The 21,963-nt window shown below is 70.7% G+C and carries 21 protein-coding genes; 12 read left to right on the top strand and 9 right to left on the bottom strand.

Annotated features, from left to right (window positions below):
* Positions 1–14: 14 nt before the first annotated feature.
* The 4 genes from BMY74_RS06435 to BMY74_RS06420 form a co-directional block, all read right to left on the bottom strand.
* The gene (locus tag BMY74_RS06435; protein WP_089911104.1) at positions 15–620 is read right to left on the bottom strand and encodes a response regulator transcription factor; all 606 of its coding nucleotides are present in this window, start codon (positions 618–620) and stop codon (positions 15–17) included.
* Positions 617–1,678, bottom strand: a complete 1,062-nt coding sequence (locus BMY74_RS06430; protein WP_218159535.1) for a sensor histidine kinase — start codon at positions 1,676–1,678, stop codon at positions 617–619. Before BMY74_RS06430 ends, BMY74_RS06435 begins: the two co-directional genes overlap by 4 nt.
* A 10-nt stretch (positions 1,679–1,688) precedes the next feature.
* Entirely contained in the window at positions 1,689–2,429 is a 741-nt protein-coding gene (locus BMY74_RS06425) for a hypothetical protein (RefSeq protein ID WP_089911098.1), read from the bottom strand.
* A 79-nt stretch (positions 2,430–2,508) separates the two neighbouring features.
* Complete coding sequence (locus tag BMY74_RS06420) at positions 2,509–2,904, bottom strand: ATP-binding protein (RefSeq protein WP_177229605.1); 396 nt, start codon at positions 2,902–2,904, stop codon at positions 2,509–2,511.
* A 92-nt stretch (positions 2,905–2,996) separates the two neighbouring features.
* Here BMY74_RS06420 and BMY74_RS06415 point away from each other — a divergent pair, with 92 nt between their 5' ends.
* The 3 genes from BMY74_RS06415 to BMY74_RS06405 all read left to right on the top strand — a co-directional run bounded on the left by BMY74_RS06415 (position 2,997) and on the right by BMY74_RS06405 (position 7,287).
* A complete protein-coding gene (locus BMY74_RS06415; protein ID WP_089911091.1) occupies positions 2,997–4,292 on the top strand; it encodes a hemolysin family protein in 1,296 nt (431 codons plus the stop codon).
* 78 nt (positions 4,293–4,370) lie between these two features.
* Complete coding sequence (locus BMY74_RS06410; protein WP_089911088.1) at positions 4,371–5,309, top strand: sigma-70 family RNA polymerase sigma factor; 939 nt, start codon at positions 4,371–4,373, stop codon at positions 5,307–5,309.
* A gap of 163 nt (positions 5,310–5,472) precedes the next feature.
* Positions 5,473–7,287 (top strand): S8 family peptidase, encoded by a 1,815-nt coding sequence (locus BMY74_RS06405; RefSeq protein WP_089911085.1) that lies wholly within the window; start codon positions 5,473–5,475, stop codon positions 7,285–7,287.
* On the opposite strand, the gene BMY74_RS06400 is transcribed toward BMY74_RS06405, so the two are convergent.
* The gene (locus BMY74_RS06400) at positions 7,284–8,117 is read right to left on the bottom strand and encodes a protein kinase family protein (RefSeq protein WP_245785937.1); all 834 of its coding nucleotides are present in this window, start codon (positions 8,115–8,117) and stop codon (positions 7,284–7,286) included. The genes BMY74_RS06405 and BMY74_RS06400 overlap by 4 nt on opposite strands.
* A gap of 40 nt (positions 8,118–8,157) precedes the next feature.
* Between BMY74_RS06400 and BMY74_RS06395 the strand changes: the two genes are divergently transcribed.
* On the top strand, positions 8,158–10,944 hold the full coding sequence (locus BMY74_RS06395; protein WP_143091466.1) for an AAA domain-containing protein: 2,787 nt from the start codon (positions 8,158–8,160) through the stop codon (positions 10,942–10,944).
* 10 nt (positions 10,945–10,954) lie between these two features.
* Here the strand turns inward: BMY74_RS06395 and BMY74_RS06390 are convergent, their stop codons facing one another.
* Positions 10,955–12,445, bottom strand: coding sequence for an alpha/beta hydrolase (locus tag BMY74_RS06390; RefSeq protein WP_089911080.1), 1,491 nt, complete (start codon positions 12,443–12,445; stop codon positions 10,955–10,957).
* Between the two features lie 549 nt (positions 12,446–12,994).
* Between BMY74_RS06390 and BMY74_RS06385 the strand changes: the two genes are divergently transcribed.
* From BMY74_RS06385 to BMY74_RS06370, 4 genes are all read left to right on the top strand, one after another.
* Complete coding sequence (locus BMY74_RS06385; protein WP_089912498.1) at positions 12,995–13,978, top strand: ribose-phosphate diphosphokinase; 984 nt, start codon at positions 12,995–12,997, stop codon at positions 13,976–13,978.
* A 43-nt stretch (positions 13,979–14,021) separates the two neighbouring features.
* Positions 14,022–14,738, top strand: a complete 717-nt coding sequence (locus BMY74_RS06380) for a DUF427 domain-containing protein (protein WP_089911077.1) — start codon at positions 14,022–14,024, stop codon at positions 14,736–14,738.
* Positions 14,739–14,810: 72 nt separating this feature from the next.
* Positions 14,811–15,434, top strand: a complete 624-nt coding sequence (locus BMY74_RS06375; protein WP_177229604.1) for a TetR/AcrR family transcriptional regulator — start codon at positions 14,811–14,813, stop codon at positions 15,432–15,434.
* A complete protein-coding gene (locus BMY74_RS06370) occupies positions 15,431–16,987 on the top strand; it encodes an MDR family MFS transporter (protein ID WP_089911071.1) in 1,557 nt (518 codons plus the stop codon). Before BMY74_RS06375 ends, BMY74_RS06370 begins: the two co-directional genes overlap by 4 nt.
* Positions 16,988–17,042: 55 nt before the next feature.
* Here the strand turns inward: BMY74_RS06370 and BMY74_RS06365 are convergent, their stop codons facing one another.
* Both BMY74_RS06365 and BMY74_RS06360 read right to left on the bottom strand, forming a co-directional pair.
* Positions 17,043–18,488 (bottom strand): aldehyde dehydrogenase family protein, encoded by a 1,446-nt coding sequence (locus tag BMY74_RS06365; protein WP_089911068.1) that lies wholly within the window; start codon positions 18,486–18,488, stop codon positions 17,043–17,045.
* Between the two features lie 28 nt (positions 18,489–18,516).
* Positions 18,517–19,287: an IclR family transcriptional regulator gene (locus tag BMY74_RS06360; RefSeq protein WP_218159563.1), complete on the bottom strand. Its 771-nt coding sequence runs from the start codon at positions 19,285–19,287 to the stop codon at positions 18,517–18,519.
* 23 nt (positions 19,288–19,310) lie between these two features.
* On the opposite strand from BMY74_RS06360, the gene BMY74_RS06355 reads away from it, so the two are divergent.
* From BMY74_RS06355 to BMY74_RS06345, 4 genes are read left to right on the top strand one after another with little or no spacing between them, the layout of a single operon-like run.
* Complete coding sequence (locus tag BMY74_RS06355) at positions 19,311–20,048, top strand: aminoglycoside phosphotransferase family protein (RefSeq protein WP_089911062.1); 738 nt, start codon at positions 19,311–19,313, stop codon at positions 20,046–20,048.
* Positions 20,049–20,071: 23 nt separating this feature from the next.
* Positions 20,072–20,224, top strand: a complete 153-nt coding sequence (locus BMY74_RS44835) for a hypothetical protein (protein ID WP_177229603.1) — start codon at positions 20,072–20,074, stop codon at positions 20,222–20,224.
* Positions 20,225–20,240: 16 nt separating this feature from the next.
* Positions 20,241–20,432, top strand: coding sequence for a hypothetical protein (locus BMY74_RS06350; protein ID WP_089911059.1), 192 nt, complete (start codon positions 20,241–20,243; stop codon positions 20,430–20,432).
* Positions 20,433–20,454: 22 nt separating this feature from the next.
* Positions 20,455–21,450: a YdcF family protein gene (locus BMY74_RS06345; protein WP_245785936.1), complete on the top strand. Its 996-nt coding sequence runs from the start codon at positions 20,455–20,457 to the stop codon at positions 21,448–21,450.
* Here BMY74_RS06345 and BMY74_RS06340 read toward each other — a convergent pair.
* On the bottom strand, positions 21,447–21,959 hold the full coding sequence (locus tag BMY74_RS06340) for a DUF305 domain-containing protein (RefSeq protein WP_342716612.1): 513 nt from the start codon (positions 21,957–21,959) through the stop codon (positions 21,447–21,449). The two genes, BMY74_RS06345 and BMY74_RS06340, sit on opposite strands and share 4 nt — an antisense overlap.
* Positions 21,960–21,963: the final 4 nt, after the last annotated feature.

Raw genomic sequence — 21,963 nt, 5'->3', positions numbered from 1 at the left:
ACACCGCGGGGAGCTCAGAGCCAGCCGTGCTCGTGCGCCGAGGAGAACGCCTCCGCGCGGCTGCCCGCCCCGAGCTTCGCGACCGCGGCCGCCAGGTGGTTGCGCACGGTCCCCGCGGACAACGACGTGCGCGCCGCGATCTCGGTGACCGGCGTGCCGAACTCGCTGAGCCGCAACACCTCCAGCTCCCGCTGCGTCAGCGGGCACGGGGGAGCGGCCAGCGCGTCGGCGGCCAGTGCCGGGTCGACCCAGCGGGAGCCGGCGTGCACGCGGCGGATCACGTCGGCCAGCGTGCCGCCGGGCGATCCCTTGGGCAGGAAGCCCTTCGCGCCCGCGTGCAGTGCCTGTTGCAGGTGGGGCGGGCGGCCGCGTCCCGTCAGGATCACCACGGCGCACGAGGGCAGCACGCGCGCTAGCTCCGCCGTCACCTCCAGACCGTCCAGCGACGGCATCTGCAGGTCGACCACGGCCACGTCCGGGCGGTGCGCCCGCGCCGCCTCCACGGCGGCCCGGCCGTCCCCCGCGCGGGCCACCACCTCCAGGTCCGGCTCCAGGTCGAGCAGCGCCGCGAGGGCGTCGCGGATCAGCTCCTCGTCGTCGGCCAGCAGCACCCTGATCACGCCGGCACCACGACCTGCAGCGTGAACACGTCGCCCGACTTCTCCACCGACACCTGACCGCCCACGGCGGCGAGCCGCTCGCGCAGGCCCCGCAACCCGTTGCCCTCCTTGGAAGGCTTCTCGGCGCCGTCGTTCGTGACGGTCATCCGCACCTCCTCGTCGGCGACAGCGACGTCGATCATGCACCACGTCGCGTGGCTGTGCCGCAACACGTTGGTGCACGCCTCGCGCAACGCCAAAGCCAGCTGCGTCGCACGCTCACCCTCCACGGGAACCGAGGACACGCTGCACCGGATACCGGCGTCCTGAAGCACATTTCGCACGGCCTCAAGCTGCTCGGGCAGGTTCACGGCGCGATAGCCGTGCACAGCGTCACGCACCTCCTCCAACGCCGAGGACGCCAGCCGTTGCGCCTCGAACGCCTCCGCGGCCGACCTCTCCGGGTCCGACGAGGCCAGGCGTCCGGCCAGTTCGGACTTCAGCGCGATCACCGTCAGCCGGTGTCCCAGCAGGTCGTGCACGTCGCGGGCGAACCGCAGCCGTTCCTCGCTCACCGCGAGCTCGGCCTGCGCCTCACGCCCGGCCCGCGCCTGCCCGAGCAACCCCGCGAACCACATCGGCAGCCCGGCCATCGCGATGATCGTCAGCCCGACCGAGGCCGCGATCATCTGGTAGGCGGAGTAGTGGTGGTCGACGACCTGCCCGACGACGCCGGACACCACCACGGCGCCGATGGCGCCCAGCCACCTCCACGGCCCGGTCAGCAGCAACGGGGCGAACCCGGCGGCCGCACCGCCGATCCACGCCCACGTGAAGAGCTCGTCCGGCCCGGCGGGGGCCACCAGCGGCATCGACAGCAGGATCGCCGCGCCCAGCACCCACAGCGGTCCGCCCCGCAACGTCGTCGCGAACGCCACGGCCAAGACCAGCAGGCCCAGCACGCCGAGCCAGCGCAGGGCGGACGGCTCGCGCAGCACCGCGACCAGCGGCACGACGAGCGAGCTGACCCACAGCAGGTGCAGGGCACCGCGCAGCGCGGTGTGCGGGAGGTCGGTCATCGCCATCAGACTAGAACCACGCGATCAGGATCGTGACCGCGATGACCAGGTCGAACACCCCGCAGAACTCCGACCACCAGCGCGGCACGACGGCGTCGCGCACGTGGTGCACGAGGTCCCACACGGCGTGCGCGCCCCACCCGAGGGCGATCAGCAGCACGCCTGCCGACGCCGACACCACGATCACGACGACCGCCAGCGCCGCGTAGAGGCTGAACACCGCGAGCTGCACCCGCGGCGTCCGCCGTCCCCAGAACAGGTACGCCGCCTGGCACAGCAGCAAAGTCCACACCGGGGGCACCAGCGCCGACTGCCAGAAGTCGAACGTGACCGCGAGCGCGATCAGGGCCGGCCAGCGGTCACCGAGCGCCCGGACCACCGGGTTGGTGCTCGGCACCCCGTGCTCGTGCCGGAACAGGACCACCACCAGCGCCATCGCGGGCAGCATCAGCAGATGCCCGCCCATCAGCACGGTGTCGGCATCCAGCCATCCGATCCAGTGCGGCACGAGCAGCACGGCGTACGGCACGACCATCGCCGCGCACATCTCGAGGATCCGGCCGTGCCCGCGGTAGCGCATCCACAACGCCATCGGCACGGACATCGACACCGCCATCCACAGGGCGGCGAACTCGACGCGTTCAGGCGTCCACAGGGGCCCCAGCAGGGCCATCCCGACCAGCATCGCCACGAGCATCTCGGCCCCGTGGCGCACCAGCGGCCGAACCGCCGGAGAAACCGTTGTCGTCATGTTCCGAGAATCGGAGAACTACGACGCAAGGCCTATCCGTGCGATGTCATGTCTTGTCCGTGCGAAACGCACAGACGGCCTATGCGTCCACCTCGGCCCAAATGGTCTTGCCGCCGCTGAACTCGCGTGTGCCCCAGCACCGGGCGAGTTGTGAGATGAGCAACAGCCCGCGGCCGCGCGAGTCGCCGAGCCGGGACTGACCCAGCTGCGGCAGTTCGCCGGGTGTGTGGTCGTCGACCTCCACCCGTACGAAGTCAGTGTGTCGTTGCACCCGCACGGCACGTGGCCCTTCGGCGTGCTCGTACGCGTTGCTGGCGAGTTCCGTGCACACGAGCAGGACGTCGAGCCTGACGTCCTCGGACATGTCCCTCAGCAGGGATCCGACCCACACCCGCATGGCGGCGAGGTCGGGTTCGTCCTCCGGCAGGGTGTGCAAGGTCCTCACGGAGGCGTCCAGCACCTCAGGGGTGTCCATTTCCATCCCACCTCAGTTCGGCTGAGGCCCTCCTGGCTGCTCAAGACGGCCGTCAGGGTGCGAAATACCACCGTGCGTGCTACCCCAAACGTGTGGACGGCTATGGCTTCAACCTCGCGCTGGTCGCGGTACTGGTTCTGCTGAACGCGGCATTCGCGGGCAGCGAAATGGCGTTCGTGTCCCTGCGGGAGGGGCAGCTGCGCTCCCTGGAAAGGGAAGGGCACCGCCGGCTGGTGCGGCTCGCCCGCGATCCGAACAGGTACTTCGCGACGATTCAAATCGGCATCACGCTCTCCGGGTTCCTCGCCTCGGCGACGGCGGCGGTCTCCCTCGCCGAACCGATCATGCCGCTGCTGAGCTTCCTCGGAGGAGCCGCGAGCGGTGTCGCGATCGCGCTCGTGACCGTGGTGCTGACGTTCGTCACGCTCGTCTTCGGCGAGCTGGCGCCCAAGCGCCTGGCGATGCAGTACGCCGTGCGCTGGGCGAAGATCGTCGCGAGCACGCTCGACCTGCTCTCGACGATCTCCCGCCCGGCGGTGTGGTTGCTCAGCAAGTCGACGGACCTCGTGGTGCGGGTCCTGGGTGGTGACCCGAACGCGGACGAAGAGCAGATGTCGGCGGAGGAACTGCGCGATCTCGTTGAGGTGCAACAACATCTCAACCAGGAACAACGCACGATCATGACCGGCGCGCTGGAGATCCACGAACGGCGGCTGCGCGAGGTCCTGGTGCCCCGCCGTCAGGTGACCGTCCTCGAAGCAGGTTTGGACACCGCCACCGCACGGGAAATCTTGGCGGGATCGGGACATTCGAGGGCCCCGGTGACCAAGGACGGTCACCTGGACGACGTGGTCGGCGTCGTGCACCTGCGCGACCTGCTCGACGACTCGGTGGCCGTCCTGGACGTGGCACGCGCCCCGATGGTGCTGCCGGACTCCGTGCGCGTCACCGACGCGTTGCGGCGCATGAAGGCCGAACACGAGCAGCTGGCCCTGGTCGTGGACGAGCACGGCGCCGTCGACGGGATCGTGACGCTCGAGGACCTGCTGGAGGAGATCGTCGGTGAGATCTACGACGAGACCGACTCCGACGTGGTGGCGGTGAAGACCGAACCGGACGGTTCGATCGAGCTGCTGGGCACGTTCCCGGTCCACGACCTGGTGGACGTCGGCGTCGAACTGCGCGACGCGCCGCAGGGTCCGTATTCGACGGTCGCCGGGCTCGTGCTGTTGCTGCTGGGCCGCATCCCGGAGGAACCCGGCGACGTGGTGCACGTCTCCGGGTGGTCGATCGAGGTGCTGGAGGTCGAGCACCACGCGATCACGCAGGTGCGGTTGAAACGTCAGCAAAAGGATGAGGGCGAGGTCACAGCCGAAACCGCGGAATGACCAAGCCCTCTTAACCGTTACACAACAGTGCAGCTGCTTCCAGCTGTCACTCCTGCCAACGGACAAGGGGGATTTGTCATGCCCGCAGATCTGAAGAGCCGCGCGTCCGGACAGCAGGACGGGGACTCGGTCGGCCAGTACCTGCGCGAGGTGGGCCGCACGCCGCTGCTCACCGCGTCGGAGGAGGTCGACCTGTCCCGGCGCATCGAGGCCGGCGTCTACGCCGCGCACCTGCTGGAGACCGGTGAGACGAAGCACGACCGCCGCCTGCTCCGCAGGCTCGTGCTGGACGGCGAGCGCGCCAAGGACCACATGATCCGCGCGAACCTGCGCCTGGTCGTGTCGGTCGCGAAGAAGCACTCGTTCCGCGGCCTGCCGTTCGGCGACGTGGTCCAGGAGGGCAACCTCGGCCTGATCCGCGCGGTCGAGAAGTTCGACTACGCCAAGGGCTACAAGTTCTCCACCTACGCCATGTGGTGGATCCGCCAGGCGATCGAGCGCGGCCTGGCCGAGCAGACCCGCACCGTGCGCCTGCCGGTGCACGTGGTCGAAGAGGTCAACAAGCTCAAGAAGATCGGCCAGAAGCTGTCCGCGGCGCTCGGGCGCGAGGCGACGGTCGAGGAGATCGCCGCCGAGGCCAAGTGTTCGCCGCAGCGCGTGCAGGACCTGCGTGACGCGGCGCGCACGTGCGTGTCGCTGGAGACGCCGGTCGGCGACGAGGGCGACTCGGTCCTGGGCGACCTGATCCAGGACACCGACGGCATGTCGGCGCCGGATCTGGTGGAGCAGCAGGAGTTCACCGAGGGCGTCCGGTCCCTGCTGGACGTCCTGCCCGAGCGGCAGGGCCGGATCATGCGCCTGCGCTACGGCCTGGAGGACGGGCGTGCCCGCACCCTGCAGGAGGTCGCGGAGGAGCTCGGCCTGACCCGGGAGCGGATCCGCCAGCTCGAGAAGCAGTCGCTCGCCCAGCTGAAGCAGTCGGGCGACCGGGACGACCTCTTCGCGCTCGCCGGCTGAGACCGTACGAAAGTCGCTTGTCCAACCTGTTGTCGCAACTAAAGACTCATCACGTCCGATAACGGACTAACGCTGTTTCGCAACCGCGTGTGACCGCAACGCAGTAGGGCCGTCGAGGGCCGGCCCGCGGTCGCACGCGGTTCCCTGCGAATGAGGAGCAGTGATGAGACAACGCACCCTGCGCACGCTCGGGGTGGCGGCCATCGCCGTCGCCGGAACCGTGCTCGCGCTTCCCCAGGCCGTGGCCGCACAGCCCGAGGGCCCGATCGTCGCCGAGAACGCGCCGAACGCGGTCCAGGACAGCTACATCGTGGTGCTGAAGAGCTCCACGGCGGCGTCGGAGGTGAGCGGCCGCGCCGGTGACCTCGCGTCCCGGTACAGCGCGAAGCTCGGCTTCACCTACAAGGCCGCGTTCAAGGGCTTCTCGGCCACGCTGTCGAAGCAGCAGGCCAAGCGCCTCGCCGCCGACCCGGCCGTGGCCTACGTGGAGCAGGACCGCACTGTGCAGGTCCTGACCGACCAGCTCAACCCGCCGTCGTGGGGTCTCGACCGCGTCGACCAGGCGAGTCTGCCGCTCGACAGCAAGTACAGCTACAGCACGGGCGCCCCGAACGTGACGGCGTACGTGATCGACACCGGCATCAACTACGACCACGCCGACTTCGGCGGCCGCGCGTCGTTCGGCTTCGACGCGTTCACCGACGGCCGCAACGGCAAGGACTGCCAGGGCCACGGCACGCACGTCGCCGGCACCGTCGGCGGCGCGAGCTACGGCGTGGCGAAGAACGTCAAGCTCAAGGCCGTCCGCGTGCTCAACTGCTCCGGCGGCGGCTCCGTCGCGACCGAGGCGGCGGGCGTCGACTGGGTCACCGCGAACGCCGTGCTCCCGGCCGTCGCGAACATGAGCCTCTACACGGGTGTGGCGAACGAGCCGAGCCGTGTGCTCGACGACGCCGTGCGCGCGTCCATCGGCCGTGGCGTCACGTACGTCGTGGCGGCGGGCAACTTCAACGACGACAGCTGCAAGTACTCGCCGCAGCGCGTCACCGAGACGATCAACGTCATGGCGTCGGCCCGCACCGACGCGCGTGCGTCGTTCTCGTCCTACGGCACGTGCAGCGACCTGTTCGCGCCGGGCGAGAACATCGTCTCCGCCTCGTACAGCAACAACACCGGCACGGCCACGATGAGCGGCACGTCGATGGCGTCCCCGCACGTCGCGGGCGCGGCGGCGCTGTACCTCGCGGACAACCCGGCCAAGACCCCGGCCGAGGTGCACGCGGCGATCCTCGCCCAGGCCACCACCGGCAAGATCACCAACCCCGGCTCGGGCTCGGCGAACCTCTTGCTGCGCACCAACACCGGCGGCGTTCCCGGCGTCTCGGTCACCAACCCGGGCAACCAGAGCACCGCGCTGAACGGCTCGGCGAACCTGCAGCTGTCCGCGTCCGGCGGCACCGCGCCGTACACGTGGTCCGCGACCGGTCTGCCGACCGGCCTGTCGATCGGTTCCTCGAACGGTCTCGTCACCGGCACGGCGACCACCGCCGGCACGTACAACGTGACCGTCACGGCCACCGCGTCCGCGGGCGGTTCGGGCAGCACGTCCTTCACGTGGACGGTCGGCTCGGCCACCTGCGCCCCGCAGACCAACGGCACGGACGTCGCGATCCGCGACAACGCGACCGTGACGTCGACGGTCGTGTTCAGCGGCTGCACCGGCACGGCGTCGGCGAGCAGCACGGTCGAGGTGCACATCAAGCACACCTACAAGGGTGACCTCGTGGTCGACCTGGTCGCGCCGGACGGCTCCGCCTACAACCTGCACAACCGTGCCGGTGGCAGTGCCGACAACATCGACCAGACCTACACGGTCAACCTGTCGTCGGAGACCCGCAACGGCACCTGGACGCTCCGGGTCCGTGACGCGGCCACCGCCGACGTCGGCACCATCGACACCTGGACGCTCTCGCTCTAAAGGCTTTTGAGCGTCTCGGTGAAGTAGTGCAACGCGAGCTCCGCGTCCTGCGACCGTTCGTGCGGGGCGCGGAGCTTTCCGGTGAAGGCGACGACGTCGTCGATCGCCCAGCGCAGCGCGTAGAACGGGCTGTCGCCGTCGACCAGCCAGTGGTCGCGCTCCGGCGGGGCCAGCCCGACCGCGTCCCAGTCGACCAGGCACAGGCCGCGCGGGCTGTTGATCACGTTGCCCGCGTGCGGTTCCCCGTGCGTGACGACCAGCACCTCCGTGAGCCCGGCGGCGAGCTCGTCCAGTTCGGCCAGCTTGGCGCGGACCGTGTCGGCGTGTGCCACGAACACCTCGCGCGCCGCGGCGGAGAACCACTCGCCGGGCTCGTCGAGCAACGCCGTCAGCTCCGCCCTGCCCGGCACGCCGATCGGCACGACCGGGCAGCCCTCCGGTGGCTCGCACGCGTGCAGCGCGGCCAGCAGCTCGCTCACGCCGGGGTGCACGGGATCGCCGAAAGAGCCGGATTTCCCCGTGACGTAGGGGAAGACGCTCATCGCGTACCGGTCGTTGAGCAGCACCACGACCTCGCCGTCCTCCGAGCGCACCGGAGCGACCACGAAGGGCAGCTGCTCGGCGAGGCCCGCCGCCGTCTCCATCGCCCGCCGCAGGTCCGCCAGCGGCTTGGTGGTGAGGTCGGAGACCGAGGTGAACCACCGGTCGTAGACGGTCCAGTGGTAGTCGCCGAAGCCCACGGGGGCGTAGACCGGTCTCCCGGTGATGCCGTACCGGGCCAGTCCGGCTCGCAGGTCGTGGTCGGGCAGTCCGGCCGGGGGGTCTTCCACGGTCCACGAAGCTACCGCCTCGAATGGCACGATGTCCCGCGTGAACGTTTCGGCCGTGTTGCGCACCCTGGCCCGGCTGAGTGCCGCCGAGCAGCCCCAGAAGCTCCAGCTCGACCTCACCAAGGCGGCCGGTCTGCTGTGGCAGGGCGACCACGAGCCGTCGTGGCGGGCGATCACGCTGGAGCAGGAGGGTCCGCAGTGGACGCCGGTGTGGTGGACGGCCCTCAGGCAGGCCCGCGCCGAGGTCGAGCACCTGGCCGCGTACGACGCGCTGCACCAGGAGGACAGGGTGCTGCGGCTCGGCTGGGCGTTCCTCACCGGGCCCGCGCAGATCGGCGGGCAACGGCGGCGGGTCTGCCTCCCGCTGGTGTCCCGGCCGGTCCGGCTGCACCACTCCAGCGGGCTGAACTACGCCTACCACGTCGCCGGTGACGCCGGGGTGTTCCCGCTGATCGACGACTGGGCGCGGACCGCGGAACGGGAGGCCGCGCTCGCCCCGACCGAGGAGTGGATCACCGAGACGCTCCGGCTGGCCGGGTTCGAGGGCGTGCCGGTCGTGCGCGACGACCCCAAGAGGCTGATCTCCGGCGACGAGCTCGTCGTGGCGATGGGCGCCGGGCTGCACGCGGGCGAGCCCGTCGTGAAGACCGAGCAGGGCACGGCCCTGTTCGACTGGTCGGCCAGGAAGGGGCTCGACGGCACGGCGTTCGCGGCGCTGTACGACGGGGCCGTGTCGGAACCGGACGCGCACGACGAGCCGATCAGTTCCGCGTTGCCGTTGAGCCACAGCCAGATGCGGGCCGTCGAGCACGCCCGCCGTGCGCGGATCACGGTCGTGGGCGGGCCTCCCGGCGCGGGCAAGACCCACACTCTCGCGGCGTTGGCCCTCGACGCTGTGGCGGCGGGGAAGTCCGTGCTCCTCGCGAGCCGCACCCGCAACGCCGCCGACGTGCTCGGCGGGGCGCTGCGCAAGGCGGGCGGGCCGGTTCCGGTGCTGTTCGGCGACTCCGAGCTGCGGCAGGAGATGGCGCGCGAACTCAGCGACGGGCTGACCGCGACGAGCAACCCCGACCAGGTGAGGGAGCTCGACCGCGTGCGCCGTGCGGCCGCGGCGGCCGCGCAGCGCGTCGAACGCACGGCCGGTGGCTCGCTCTCCGACGAACAACTGGCCGCCGAGGCGCGCAAGCACCAGGCGTTGATGCCGGCGCATCGGGCCGTGGCACCGAAAGCGTTCGAGGCGGGCGTGGATCTGGTTGCGTTACGCGGACTTCTCACGCCTCGCACCGGATTCCTCAGTGGACTGCGGACGTCGTGGGCGCTGAGGAAGGCACGCGGACTGGCCGGAGCGGACGACGTCTCCGTCGAGGACCTCGCCGCCGCCGTCGACGCGGCCTCGCAGACCGCGGCCGCCGTCCGGATCGGCACGAACGGCGGCACCACGTTCGGTGAGCTGCGGCCGTTGCTGAGCGAGCACGACGGAGCGAGCCGCACCGCGACGGCCGCGTGGCTGCGCGAGTACGCGGTCAGCCGCCGGGGAGCGGGCGCGCGACGGGCCGTGGCGGCGCTGGCGAAGGCGTTGCGGTCCGGCCGGGCGGCGCGGCGGCGCGGACTGGCCGAGATCGACAGCGCGGACCTGGTGGCGGCACTGCCGTTGTGGGTGGGCACGCTGTCCGACGTCGAGGACATCCTGCCGCCCGTGCCCGGCATGTTCGACCTGGTGGTCATCGACGAGGCGAGCCACGTCGACCAGCCGCTCGCCGCACCGGCGTTGCTGCGCGGCCGTTCCGCGGTGATCGGCGGCGACCCCCGGCAACTGCGGCACGTGTCGTTCGTGAGCGACCAGGCGGTGCAGGCGGCGGTGGACGCGGAGGGCACCCAGGACCTGCGCGACCGGCTGGACGTGCCGAAGGTGAGCCTGTTCGACGCGGGCGCGGCGACGGCGGGCGTGCACTGGCTCGACGAGCACCACCGCTGCGCGCCGCACCTGATCGGCTTCGCGGCGCAGCGCTTCTACGACGGCAAGATCGCGCTGCTGACCACGCACCCGTCGATCGCGGACGTCGACTGCATCGACACCGAACGCGTCGAAGGCGACCGCACCGCGAAGGGCGTCAACCAGGCCGAGGTCGCCGCCGTGCTCGCCCACGTCCGCAAGCGGATCGCCGCGGGCGTGCGGTCGATCGGCGTCGTGACCCCGTTCCGCGCCCAGGCCGACGCGCTCGAAGAGGCGCTGCTCGCAGAGCTGACGCTGGACGAGATCACCACCGGCGGCGTGCGCGTCGGCACCGTGCACGGCGTGCAGGGCAGCGAGTTCGACGAGGTCGTGATCAGCCTCGCCGCGGACGCGAAGCCCGGCGCGTGGCGCTTCGTGAACGACCGCAACCTCCTCGCCGTGCTGACCACTCGCGCGCGCAGGCAGGTGCACGTCATCACGTCGGCGCCCGAGCCGCCCGGCCTGATCGGTGAGTACCTGCGGCACGCCGACGTGGCGCCCGTGGAGACCGCCGGCGTCGAGCCCGAGGACGCCTGGACCGCGAGCCTGGCCGCGGAACTGCGGGCGGCGGGGCTGACCGTGCGGACGGGGTACCCGGTGGGGCGGTGGCGGGTGGACCTCGTGGTGGGGGAGAAGGAGTCCGCCGTGGCGGTGGAGACGCGCCCGCACCCGTCCGGCGTGGACGCGCACCTCGCGCGGTGGCGGGCGCTCACCCATGCCGGGTGGAGGGTGCACGACGCGTTCGGGAGCCGGTTCGGGGACGACCCGGCGCGGGCGGCGGTGGAACTGGCCCAGGAACTGACGGGACGGGACTTCCCGTCCCGTCGGCCCTGAACCCGGTCGGTTACCTCCGCGCCGGCTTGAACAGCGGCTCCGCGGCCGCCGCCGTCGGCAGGAACGGGTTCGGGTTCGCCGGGCACACCGTCCCGACCGGCGGCAACGTGCCCTCCAGCAGGTACGCGTTCGTGTGCTCGGTGGCGCACCGGCTCACCCCGTACGCCGTGTGCCCCCAACCCGCGTAGGCCAGCAACCGGCTGCCCACGAGCTGGCGGTTGGCCGCCTGCGCGCCGCGGAAGTCCGTGACGCCGTCGAAGTGGTTGCCCACCACCAGGACCGGTGCGGAGGTGCGGGTGCGCCACGGTCCGGTGTAGCGGTCGGGGTTGGTCGGCCAGTCCGCGCACGCCGCGTTGCCCCACCACCAGTACGGGCCGAACTCGGAACCTGCTGCGGCGTAACGAGCAGTCGCCCTGTACGCCTCGAACGCGCGCGGGAACTCGATGTCCGCGCACACGTTGCCGTTGTAGGCGTCGAAGCCGTTGGGGTAGTCCGGTTCCGCTGCCGCGGAGAGCGTGCCGGCGGCCGCGTCCGACAACTGGTCGAAGAGCTCGGCGGTGGCCGGCCAGTCGCTCGGCGAGTACATCGCGCCGACCGCCGCGCCGATCACGGCGTCGTAGGTGAAGGTCTCGTCACCGAGCTGGATCGGCTTGGCGCGCACCGACTTCAGCAACGCGTCCCAGCGTTTCCCCGACTGCGGGCCGAACGCGCAGGCGGCCTCGTCGCAGGTGCGCAGGAACTCTCCGAACTCCTCCTCGGTCGCGATCCGGTCCGACTGGATCTGCCGGCCGCTCGACCACAGCTCGGGGTCGAGCACACCGTCGATGACGAGCGCGCGGATGTTGTCCGGGAACAGGTTCGCGTACGTCGTGCCGAGGAACGAGCCGTAGGAGAAGCCGAGGTAGCTGATCTTGCGGTCGCCCACGGCGCGGCGCAGCAGGTCCATGTCCCGTGCGACGTCGGCGGTGCTCATGTGCCGGGTGATCTTCTGGTCGTCGCGGCACTCCGGGCCGAGTGAGCGGTAGCGCTCGAAGTACGGCCTTTCCTGCGAGGCCTGGTAGGGGAAGCCGGGGATTCCCTCGAAGAACGCGTCGAGCTCGGCCTCGCTCGAGAAGCAGTGCAGCGGGTCGGACCTGCCGATGCCACGCGGGTCGAACCCGACGATGTCGAACCGGCCCCTCAGGTTCTCCGACAGGGTGTCGCCCGCCCCCAGTGCGAAGTTCACGCCGGATCCACCGGGACCGCCGGGGTTGAGGAACAGCGAGCCGATCCGGCGCGCCTTGTCCGTCGCGGGCTTGCGCGCCAGCGCGATGGTGGTCGTGGCGCCGCGCGGGTCGTCGTAGTCGAGCGGCACCTTCACGGAGGCGCACTCGAAGCCGGGGTGTTCGGCGCCGCAGGCGGTCCAGGCTATCTTCGGAACGGCGGGACCGCCCGAGGCCTGCACCGCGGGCGTGCCGGTGATCATGAGCACGGCCGCGGCGGCCAGCACGGTGATGCGCATCGGCAAGCTCCCCCTCTTGTCCGCAGGAGCGCTCTTCCTACCTGCTCCCGGCAGGCCCCGTCGACCGCCGAAAGTCGTGATCGGCCAACTGGGACGCGAAGGGTCCGAGAGCGACGAGCCGACGCGTGATGTCTTCCCCGCGGCGGTCAGTCCGGGCGTCGGTGCTTCTGGCGAACTCCGAGGCTGTCGGCGATCTGGTCGTGGATGGGAGTGCTCATCACGACCGGGGTCGTCGGAGGGGCTTGGGTCGTTGTGCCAGGTGTGTCCTGGTTTTCCGGCATGGGAGGAGCGTAGGGATGGTCATTGAGCCCTCAAGCACGCTGATCAAGAAATCACACCGGCTCTACCCCAAGAGGTGAATCCCGATCCCCCGATCTATACCCAGCGTGGGAACTCGCCCCTGCTATTGGGCCCCCTGTGGGTGCCCCCGATGGGGTTAACCCGAAATGCTCAGCAACGTGGAATCTCATCGGACGGACACGTCGTTTGCGTGATCTCGCGCGCGTGCTGAACGATCGGGCCGGGGCCGGACGAGCGTGGAGCGTGACGATGGTCAGCGGCAAGCAGGGCATCGCCAAGCGGCAGCTCATCCTGCTCACCGGCAGGGCGCACCCGGAGCTCGCGGAGGCCGTGGCCGGCGAGCTGGGCGTGGCGATCACCCCGCAGGCCGCCTACGACTTCGCGAACGGCGAGATCTTCGTCCGCTTCGAGGAGTCGGTGCGCGGCGCGGACGCGTTCGTCCTGCAGAGCCACTGCGCGCCGGTCAACGACAGGCTGGTGGAGCAGCTGCTCGTGGTCGACGCCCTGAAGCGCGCCTCGGCCAAGCGCATCACCGCCGTCGTGCCCTCGTACCCGTACGCGCGCCAGGACCGCAAGTACGCCGGCCGCGAACCGGTGTCGGCCCGCCTGGTCGCGGACATGTTCTCCACCGCGGGCGCCGACCGGATCGTGACGGTCGACCTGCACACCGCGCAGGCCCAGGGCTTCTTCGACGGGCCGGTCGACCACCTGCACGCCATGTGGCTGCTCAGCGAGCACGTCGGTGCCCGCTACCGCGACGAGGACCTGACGATCGTCTCCCCGGACGCCGGCCGCACGAGGCTCGCCGAGAAGTGGGCCGACCTGCTCGGCGGCTGCCCGATCGCGTTCATCCACAAGACGCGCGACCCGGTGCGCCCCAACGAGGTCACGTCCAACCGGGTCGTCGGCGACGTCGAGGGCCGCACCTGCGTCGTGGTGGACGACATGATCGACACGGCGCTGACGAGCACCACGGCCGCGCGGCAGCTGCTGGAGCAGGGCGCGAAGGACGTCGTCCTGGTGGCGACGCACGGCGTGCTGTCCGGCGACGCCTACGACCGGCTGAAGGCGAGCAAGGCGCGCGAGGTGATCCTCACCGACACCCTGCCGATCCCGCACGAGAAGCGGTTCCCCGGCATAACGGTCCTGGGCATCGCGCCGCTCCTGGCGCGGGCGATCCAGGAGGTCTTCGAGGACGGCTCGGTGACGAGCCTGTTCGACGGCGACGCCTAGCCGTCCGGGAAGCCTTCCGGCTCGTCCCGTGTTGCCATGGGGCATGGGCGACTTGCGAGTGGAGACCTCGGCGAAGCGTGTCCGTGCGTACTTCGGTGGCGAACTGGTCGCGGACGCGACCGCGCCGCGGCTGGTCTGGGAGGTGCCGCACTACCCCGCCTACTACCTGCCCCTGTCCTCGGTGCGCGTCGAGCTGAAGCCGACGGGTGAGACGAGGGACGACGCCGTGGTGCACGACGTCGTCACGCGGGGCGGCACGGCGGAGGGCGCGGCCCTGACCTACCCCGGCTCGCCGGAGCTGCGTGACCTCGTGCGGTTCGACTTCGCCGCCATGGACGAGTGGCTCGAGGAGGACGAGCCGATCTACGTCCACCCGCGCGACCCGTACAAGCGGGTCGACGTCCTGAACAGCTCGCGGCACGTGCGGATCGCGCTGGACGGGGTGACGCTGGCGGCGTCGGCGCAGCCGCGGATCCTGTTCGAGACGAGCCTTCCACCGCGGTTCTACCTCCCCTTGAGCGACGTTCGATTCGATCTCCTCAGGCCTTCGGCCACGCAGACGCGGTGCCCCTACAAGGGGACGGCCGACTACTGGTCCGTCGAGGTGAACGGCGTGCTGCACGAGGACCTCGTGTGGATCTACCGCTCGCCGCTGCCGGAGAGCCAGAAAGTCGCTGGAATGGCGTGCTTCTTCAGTGAGAAGGTCGACCTGTTCGTCGACGGCGAGCTCCAGGAGAGGCCGAAGAGCCCCTGGTCGTAGGCGTCGCGGACGAGGTCTACTTCACACTCTGCAAACTTGCAGTGACTGCAAAAAAGTTCGTACGCTGGTCCGGTGAACCAGCCGGGGGAGAGCTTGCGCGACCGCAAGAAGCGACGGACGCGTGCCGCGCTCGAGCGGGCGACCGTGCGTCTCGCCGCCGTGAAGGGCTACGACCACGTCACCGTGGAGGAGATCGCGGCCGAGGCCGACGTCTCGGTGCGCACGTTCTTCAACTACTTCGCCAGCAAGGACGAGGCGCTGATCGGCGCGGACCCCGAGGTGGGCCCCCGCATGGCCGAGCGCGTCCTCGCCTTCCCCGACACCGTGACGCCGTTCGAGGCGTACCGGTGTTCGGTGCTCGCGGAGATCACCGAGGAGCTGGACAGCGCCCGTGAGCTGTGGCTGCTGCGCAAGGAGGTCCTGATGCAGCGCCCCGACCTGCTGGTCAGGGCGTTCGCCAGCGGCGCGGAGTCCGAGCAGTTGCTCGCGAGCGCGGTGGCCAGGCGGGCGGAGCTGCCCGAGGACCACCTGTACCCGCGGCTGCTGGTCTCCGCCGGGAGCGTCGCGTTCCGGTGCGCGGTGACGCGCTGGGCCCTCGACGACAGCCTCGCGCTCGGCGACCTCGTCACGGAGGCGTTCGACCTGTTCGGCGCCGGACTGGCTCACGTACCGCACCACCGCGAAGGGGGATCATGACCACCACCGACGTTGAAGCGACGCCGGTCCACAGCAGACGCGACGTCGTCCAGGCCATGTGGGGCCTGATGATGGGCATGTTCGTGTCGATCCTGGCCAGCACGATCGTGTCCAACGCGCTGCCGCGCATCGTCGCCGAGCTCAAGGGCTCGCAGTCGATCTTCGCGTGGATCGTCACGGCCGAACTGCTCGCGATGACCGCGACCGTGCCGTTGTGGGGCAAGCTCGCCGACCTCTACAGCCGCAAGCTGCTGATCCAGGCGTCGCTGAGCCTCTTCGTCGCCGGCTCGCTGATCGCGGGCTTCTCGCAGAACGTCGAGATGCTCATCGTCAGCCGCGTCGTGCAGGGCCTCGGCGCCGGTGGCGTCACGGCGCTCGCGACGATCGTGATGGCGGCGATGATCCCGCCGCGCGAGCTCGGCAAGTACTCCGGCATGTTCGGCGCGGTGTTCGGCGTCGGCACCGTCGCGGGCCCGCTGATCGGCGGCCTGCTGGTCGACACGTCGTGGCTCGGCTGGCGCTGGTGCTTCTTCATCGGCATCCCGTTCACCCTCGCCGCGATCTACATGCTGCAGCGCACCCTGAACCTGCCGGTCGTGCGCAACGAGAAGACGAAGATCGACTACCTGGGTGCGTTCCTGATCGTGTCCGGCGTCTCGACCCTGCTGATCTGGTCGTCGCTCGCCGGTCAGAAGTTCGAGTGGGCGTCCGCCTGGACCGCCGGCCTGGTCACGCTCGGCGTGCTGCTGCTCGTGGCCGCCGTCCGCGTCGAGGCCAAGGCGCACGACCCGATCGTGCCGCTGTCGATCTTCCGCAACCGCACCGTCTCCCTCGCGACCGTCGCCAGCGCCCTGGTCGGCATCGCGATGTTCGGCGGCACGGTCTTCCTGTCGCAGTACTTCCAGCTCTCGCTGGGCAAGACACCGACCCAGGCCGGTCTGCTCGGCCTGCCGTTGATCTTCGGCCTGCTGGTCTCGTCCACCGTGGCCGGTCAGCTGATCACGAAGTACGGCAAGTGGAAGGCCTTCCTGGTCTCCGGCGGCGTGTTCATGATCGGCGGCATGCTGCTGCTGTCCACGATCACCGCGCAGACGTCGGTGTTCATGGTGTCCGTGCACATGTTCGTGCTCGGCGTCGGCGTGGGTCTCATGATGCAGAACCTGGTCCTGGCCGCCCAGAACGACGTGCCCGCCAAGGACCTCGGCGCCACCACCTCGACGCTGACGTTCTTCCGCTCCCTGGGCGGCGCGATCGGTGTCTCGGCCCTGGGTGCCGTGCTCGCCAACAAGGTCACGTCGCTGAGCGAGGAGAAGTTCGGCGCGATGCCCGGTGGCGAGGCGTCCGGCCACGCCGTGCCGGACCTCTCGGTGCTGCCGCCCGAGATCAAGGCCGTGATCGCCGAGATCTACGCGACGGCGACCGCGGAGATCTTCCTGGTGGGCGTGCCTTTCGCGGTGCTCGCGCTGCTGGCGGTGCTGTTCATCAAGGAGAAGCCGCTCAAGGAGACGAGCGGTGACGACAGGCTGGCGGCGGAGATGGCCGCGGGCCACTGATCCGCTGGTGTGCCGAGGCCCCCGACCTCCGTGGTCGGGGGCCTCGCCCGTACCCCTAGAACGGGAAGTGGCCGTGCCGGCTCGCGACCGTCACCCAGCGGGTCGCGGAGAACGCCTCGATGCCCCACCGGCCGCCGAACCTGCCGTAGCCGCTGGACTTCACGCCCCCGAACGGCGCCTGCGGCTCGTCGTCCACGGTCTGGTTGCCGACGTGCACGATGCCGGTGCGGATCCGTTGAGCGAGACCGAGTCCGCGCCGCGAGTCCTCGGTGAGGATGCCCGCGGTGAGGCCGTGCTCGGTGTCGTTCGCGATGGCCACGGCCTCGTCGTCGTCCGCGACGGGCACGACGACCACGGCGGGGCCGAAGATCTCCTCCCGGAACACCCGCATCTGCGGCGTGACCTCGTCCAGCACCGTCGCACCACCGTTGCCGCCCGCACGGACCCGAGCGCCCGACTCGACCGCCTCGGCCACCAGCGCGGCGACGCGGGAGGCGGCGCGCGGGTTGATCACCGGGCCGATCACGGTGCCGGGGTCGGCCGGGTCGCCGTGCGGCAGCGAGCCCACCTTGGCGGCGAGCTTCGCGGTGAACTCCTCGGCCACCGAGCGGTGCACCAGGACGCGGTCCGTCGACATGCAGATCTGGCCCGCGTTGTGGAAGGCGCCGAACGTGGCCGCGTCGACGGCGTGGTCGAGGTCCGCGTCGTCCAGCACCAGCAACGAGTTCTTGCCACCGAGTTCCAGCACGGCGGGCTTGAGGTGGTGCGCGGCAAGGGTTCCGACGATCCGGCCGACCTCGGTGGACCCGGTGAAGTTCACGGCGCGCACGCGGGGGTCGGTGATCAGCGCCTCGGCGACGGCGGCGGCGTCCTCGGGCGCGTTCGTCACGACGTTCAGCACGCCCGCGGGCAGTCCGGCCTCGTGCAGCACCTCGGCGATCAGCAGCCCGGCCGCGATCGGCGCGTCCTCGCTGGGCTTGAGCACCACGGTGTTCCCGGCGGCGAGCGGCGCGGCGACGGCCCGCGTGCTCAGGATGACCGGCGCGTTCCACGGCGCGAAGGCCGCGACCACGCCGAGCGGTTCGCGGACCGCGAGCGACAGCTGGCCCGGCACCTCCGTAGTCAGCACCTCGCCGACGGGCTGGGTGACCGCGGCGGCGGCCTCGCGCAGGACGTTCGCCGCCAGCATCACGTTGAACCCGGCCCAGCCGCCGACACCACCGACCTCGGCCGCCATCAGCGCGACGACCTCCGGCGTCCTCGCCTCCAACGCGTCCGCGGCGCGCAGCAGGATCCCGCGCTTCACCGACGGCGACGTGGCCGCCCACTCGGGGAAGGCCCGCTCGGCCGCGTCGACGGCCCGCGTGACGTCGGCGGGCGACGCCGCCGCGACGACGGCGTGGACTTCACCGGTGAAGGGGTTGAGGTCGTCGGTGGTGCGGCCGTCCAGCGCCGGAACGCTGTCGCCGCCGATCAGAAGTGCACGAGTGTCGCTGGCCACGTCCGAGATTCAAGCGGTGGGTGAAAGTTCATCCAAGCCCGGCTTCCGGTGGGTGGAAACTCGGCTCCAGCATCCGCGCGATGCCCCTGGACGCCACCTGCAGCGCCGCCACCAGCCGCGCCCGCACGTTGCGCAGGTCCGGCACGACGATCCCGAGCGCCGCGACGACGTGCCCCTCCACCTCGACCGGCACGGCCACGCTGCACGCCCCGAGCGTCATCTCCTCGAACGTCTGCGCGTACCCGTCCCGCCGGATCCGGTGCAGCTGCGCGCGCATCCGCCCCGGCTCGGTGACCGTGAAGGCCGTCATCCGCGTCAGCCCGTGCGCGAGGACCTCCTCCTGCACCTCCGCGGGCGCGTGCGCGAGCAACACCTTCCCCACGCCGGTCGAGTGCAACGGCAACCTGCTGCCGGTCGTGCTCACGATCGGCACCGACGCGTGCCCCGACACCCGGTCCAGGTACAGCACCTCCGTCCCCTCGCGCACGGCCAGGTGGACGACCGCCCGCGTGGCCGCGTGGATGTCGTGCAGGAACGGCTCGGCGACCCGGCTGAGGTCGACCTCGCCGACCGCCAGCAGTCCGAGCCGCCAGATCCGCCGCCCGATCACGTACTCGCCGGACTCCAGCCTGCGCACCGCGCCCCACTCGGTCAGCTCGGCGAGCAACCGGTGCGTGGTGCTGACCGGGAGCCCGCAGCGCCGCGCGATGCCGCTCAGGGTCTGGCGGCGGTGCCCGCTGTCGAACGTGCCGAGCAGTGACAGCAGCTTGGAGGAGACGGTGGCGGCCACCCCGGTGATTCTGCACGGTCCACACTGGTCGCGTGACGTACCTCGGTGAGGGCTGGGACAGCACGGCCGTCCTGGTCGGCGGGCGCTGGGTGGAACGGCGGCCGCGCCGCCCCGAGATCGGGCCGCAGCTCGTGCGCGAGTCGGTGGTGATGCCGTGGCTCGCGCCCCGGCTGCCGCTGCCCGTCCCGGTGCCGGTGGTCGTGTCCCGCGATCCCGTGGTGGTGCGGCACGAGCTCGTGCCGGGAGCCGAACCGGAGTCGCTCAACGCAGTCCAAGGCCGTGAGCTGGGGGAGTTCCTGCTCGCCCTGCACGCGTGCCCGGTCTCCGAGGCGGTCGCGCTGGGCGTTGAGCCGAGGGCGTTGCCCGTGGAGCGGTTCCGGGCCGAGGTGCGGGTTCCCGGCGGTGAGGAGCTGCTGGCGAAGGTCGACGGCCTGCCGGCGGACACGCTCGTCCACGGCGATCTCGGGCCCGAACACGTGCTGGGCCGCGACGGCGTGCTCACCGGCGTGATCGACTTCGGCGACCTGCACGTCGGCGACGCGGCGATCGACCTCGCGTGGGCACTGCACTCCACCCCGCCGGAGTTCGCGGGCGCGGTGGCCGAGACGTACGGGGTCACGGACGAGCTGCGCGCGCGGGCGTTGATCTGGCACCAGCTGGGGCCGTGGCACGAAGTCCTGTACGGCAACGACATCGGTGATCCCGAGATCGCGGAAATTGGTCTGGCTGGAGTACAGGAGCGCCTCGGAATCCGGGTAACCCCGCGCTAACAGCCACTCGTCAGGAGGATGAGATGCCCTGGGTTCGCGAACACCGCCGCAGCGCCCCCTACAGCTGGTTCCGCACGCAGCGGGTCCGCAGGCACTACCGCAGGCCGCAGGGTGCGATGTGGATCCCGATCGTCATCGCGATCGCCCTGATCGTGCTGCTCATCGCCATCTTCTGAGGGTAGGGTCGGGGCCATGGGACAGTTGGGTGAGTTGTTCCCGGGCCCCAAGGTCCGGCGTGAGGCGACGGACGCGGGCACCGGCGAGGACTACGAGGAGACCGGTCCGCTCGACCTCACCAAGGGCGCGGTCACGTTGAGGCCCCGGCCGAAGCCCGCCCCGAAGCCGGAGAACACCGAACCGGAGAACACCGACAGCACCGGGTGATCACCGGCACTATCCTTGGCCGGTGCTCGCCGGCCTGCTGTTCCTGATCCCCGCCGCCTTCTTCGTCTACGGGGTGGCGCGCGACCGCCGCCGCCTGAGCAACGCCGTCTGGCTCGGCATCACGCTGGTGATGCTGCTGCTCCTGCTGGCGGAGGCCGGGCAGGACAACCCCCTGGTCAGCCTGCCGCTGCTGCTCGCGTTCGTGGTGGCGGTGCTGGGCCTGCTGCTGCTCCCGCTGGCGTTGCTCGCCAACGGCGTGGTGATGGTCCGCCGCGAGGGCCGCTCGCTGGGCAACCTGCTGTCGTTGCTCGCGGGCCTGGCCCTGCTGGCGGAGATGGTCTACTTCGCGTGGGGCATCACCCAGCCCAACGACTGGGTCCGCGGCTCCGCCATCGGCCTGTTCCTGGTGTCGGCCTACATCGCGTTCCTGTTCGTGAGCCTGCTGCTCTACTCGGTGATCTACGGCCGGACGGGCCGCCGCCACGGGTTCGACGGCATCGTGGTGCTCGGCGCCGGCCTGATCGGCGACCGCGTGCCGAAGCTCCTCGCGAACCGCCTCGACCGCGCGATGCGGCTGTACCGGCGCGACCGCGAGGCAGGCCGGACGCCGGTGATCGTCGTGTCCGGCGGCCAGGGCTCGGACGAGCAGGTGTCCGAGGCGTTCGCGATGCGCCGGTACCTCCTCGAGCGCGGCGTACCGGACGAGGACGTCGTGATGGAGGACCAGGCGACCACGACCGAGGAGAACCTCCGCTACAGCAAGGCGTTGCTCGCCGAGCGGGGTCTCAACGGCCGGGTCGTCGCGGTCACGAACAACTACCACGTGTTCCGCACCGCCGTGCTCTCCCGCAAGCAGGGCCTGCGGCTGCAGGTGATCGGCGCGCCCACGGCCTGGTACTTCGTGCCGAGCGCGTTCCTGCGGGAGTTCGTGGCGCTCCTGGTGCGCAATCCCGTCGTGCACGGCCTGGCGTGCGCCGTGCTGATGGCGGGCGGGCTCGCGCTGACCCAGATCGGTTAGCCCTTCAGGAGATCCTTCATCTCAGCGATCTCCTTCTGCTGACCGTCCACGATGGCCTGGGCGAGCTTCTTGGCGCCCTCGTCCTCGCCCTCGGCGAGCTCGGTCCTCGCCATCTCGACGGCACCCTCGTGGTGCTTGACCATCATGTCGAGCCAGAGCCGGTCGAACTCCTGACCGGTCGCCTTCTCCAGCCGTGCCATGTCGTCGTCGCTCATCATCCCGGCCATGTCGTGACCTTCGTGGCTCTGGTGCTGCTCGGCACCCCACTGCTGGAGCCACTCGTTCATCTGGGCGATCTCCGGGCCCTGGGCCTTCTCGATGCGCGCGGCCAGGTCGCGCACCTTCTCGTCGCTGCTGCGGGACGGCACGAGCTTCGCCATGTCCAGCGCCTGTTCGTGGTGCGGGACCATGCTCTGCGCGAACGTGACGTCGGCAGCGTTGTTCGCGGGACCACCACAGGCGCTCAGAACGAGCATGCCGATGACAGCCCCGATGAGGGACTTCTTCACAGGA

Origin of the sequence: Lentzea albida, from assembly GCF_900111005.1 — a bacterium.
GTDB classification, from domain to species: domain Bacteria; phylum Actinomycetota; class Actinomycetes; order Mycobacteriales; family Pseudonocardiaceae; genus Lentzea; species Lentzea albida.
The sequence above is the reverse complement of the archived record's forward strand: the minus strand, read 5'-3'. Positions and strand labels throughout refer to the sequence as shown.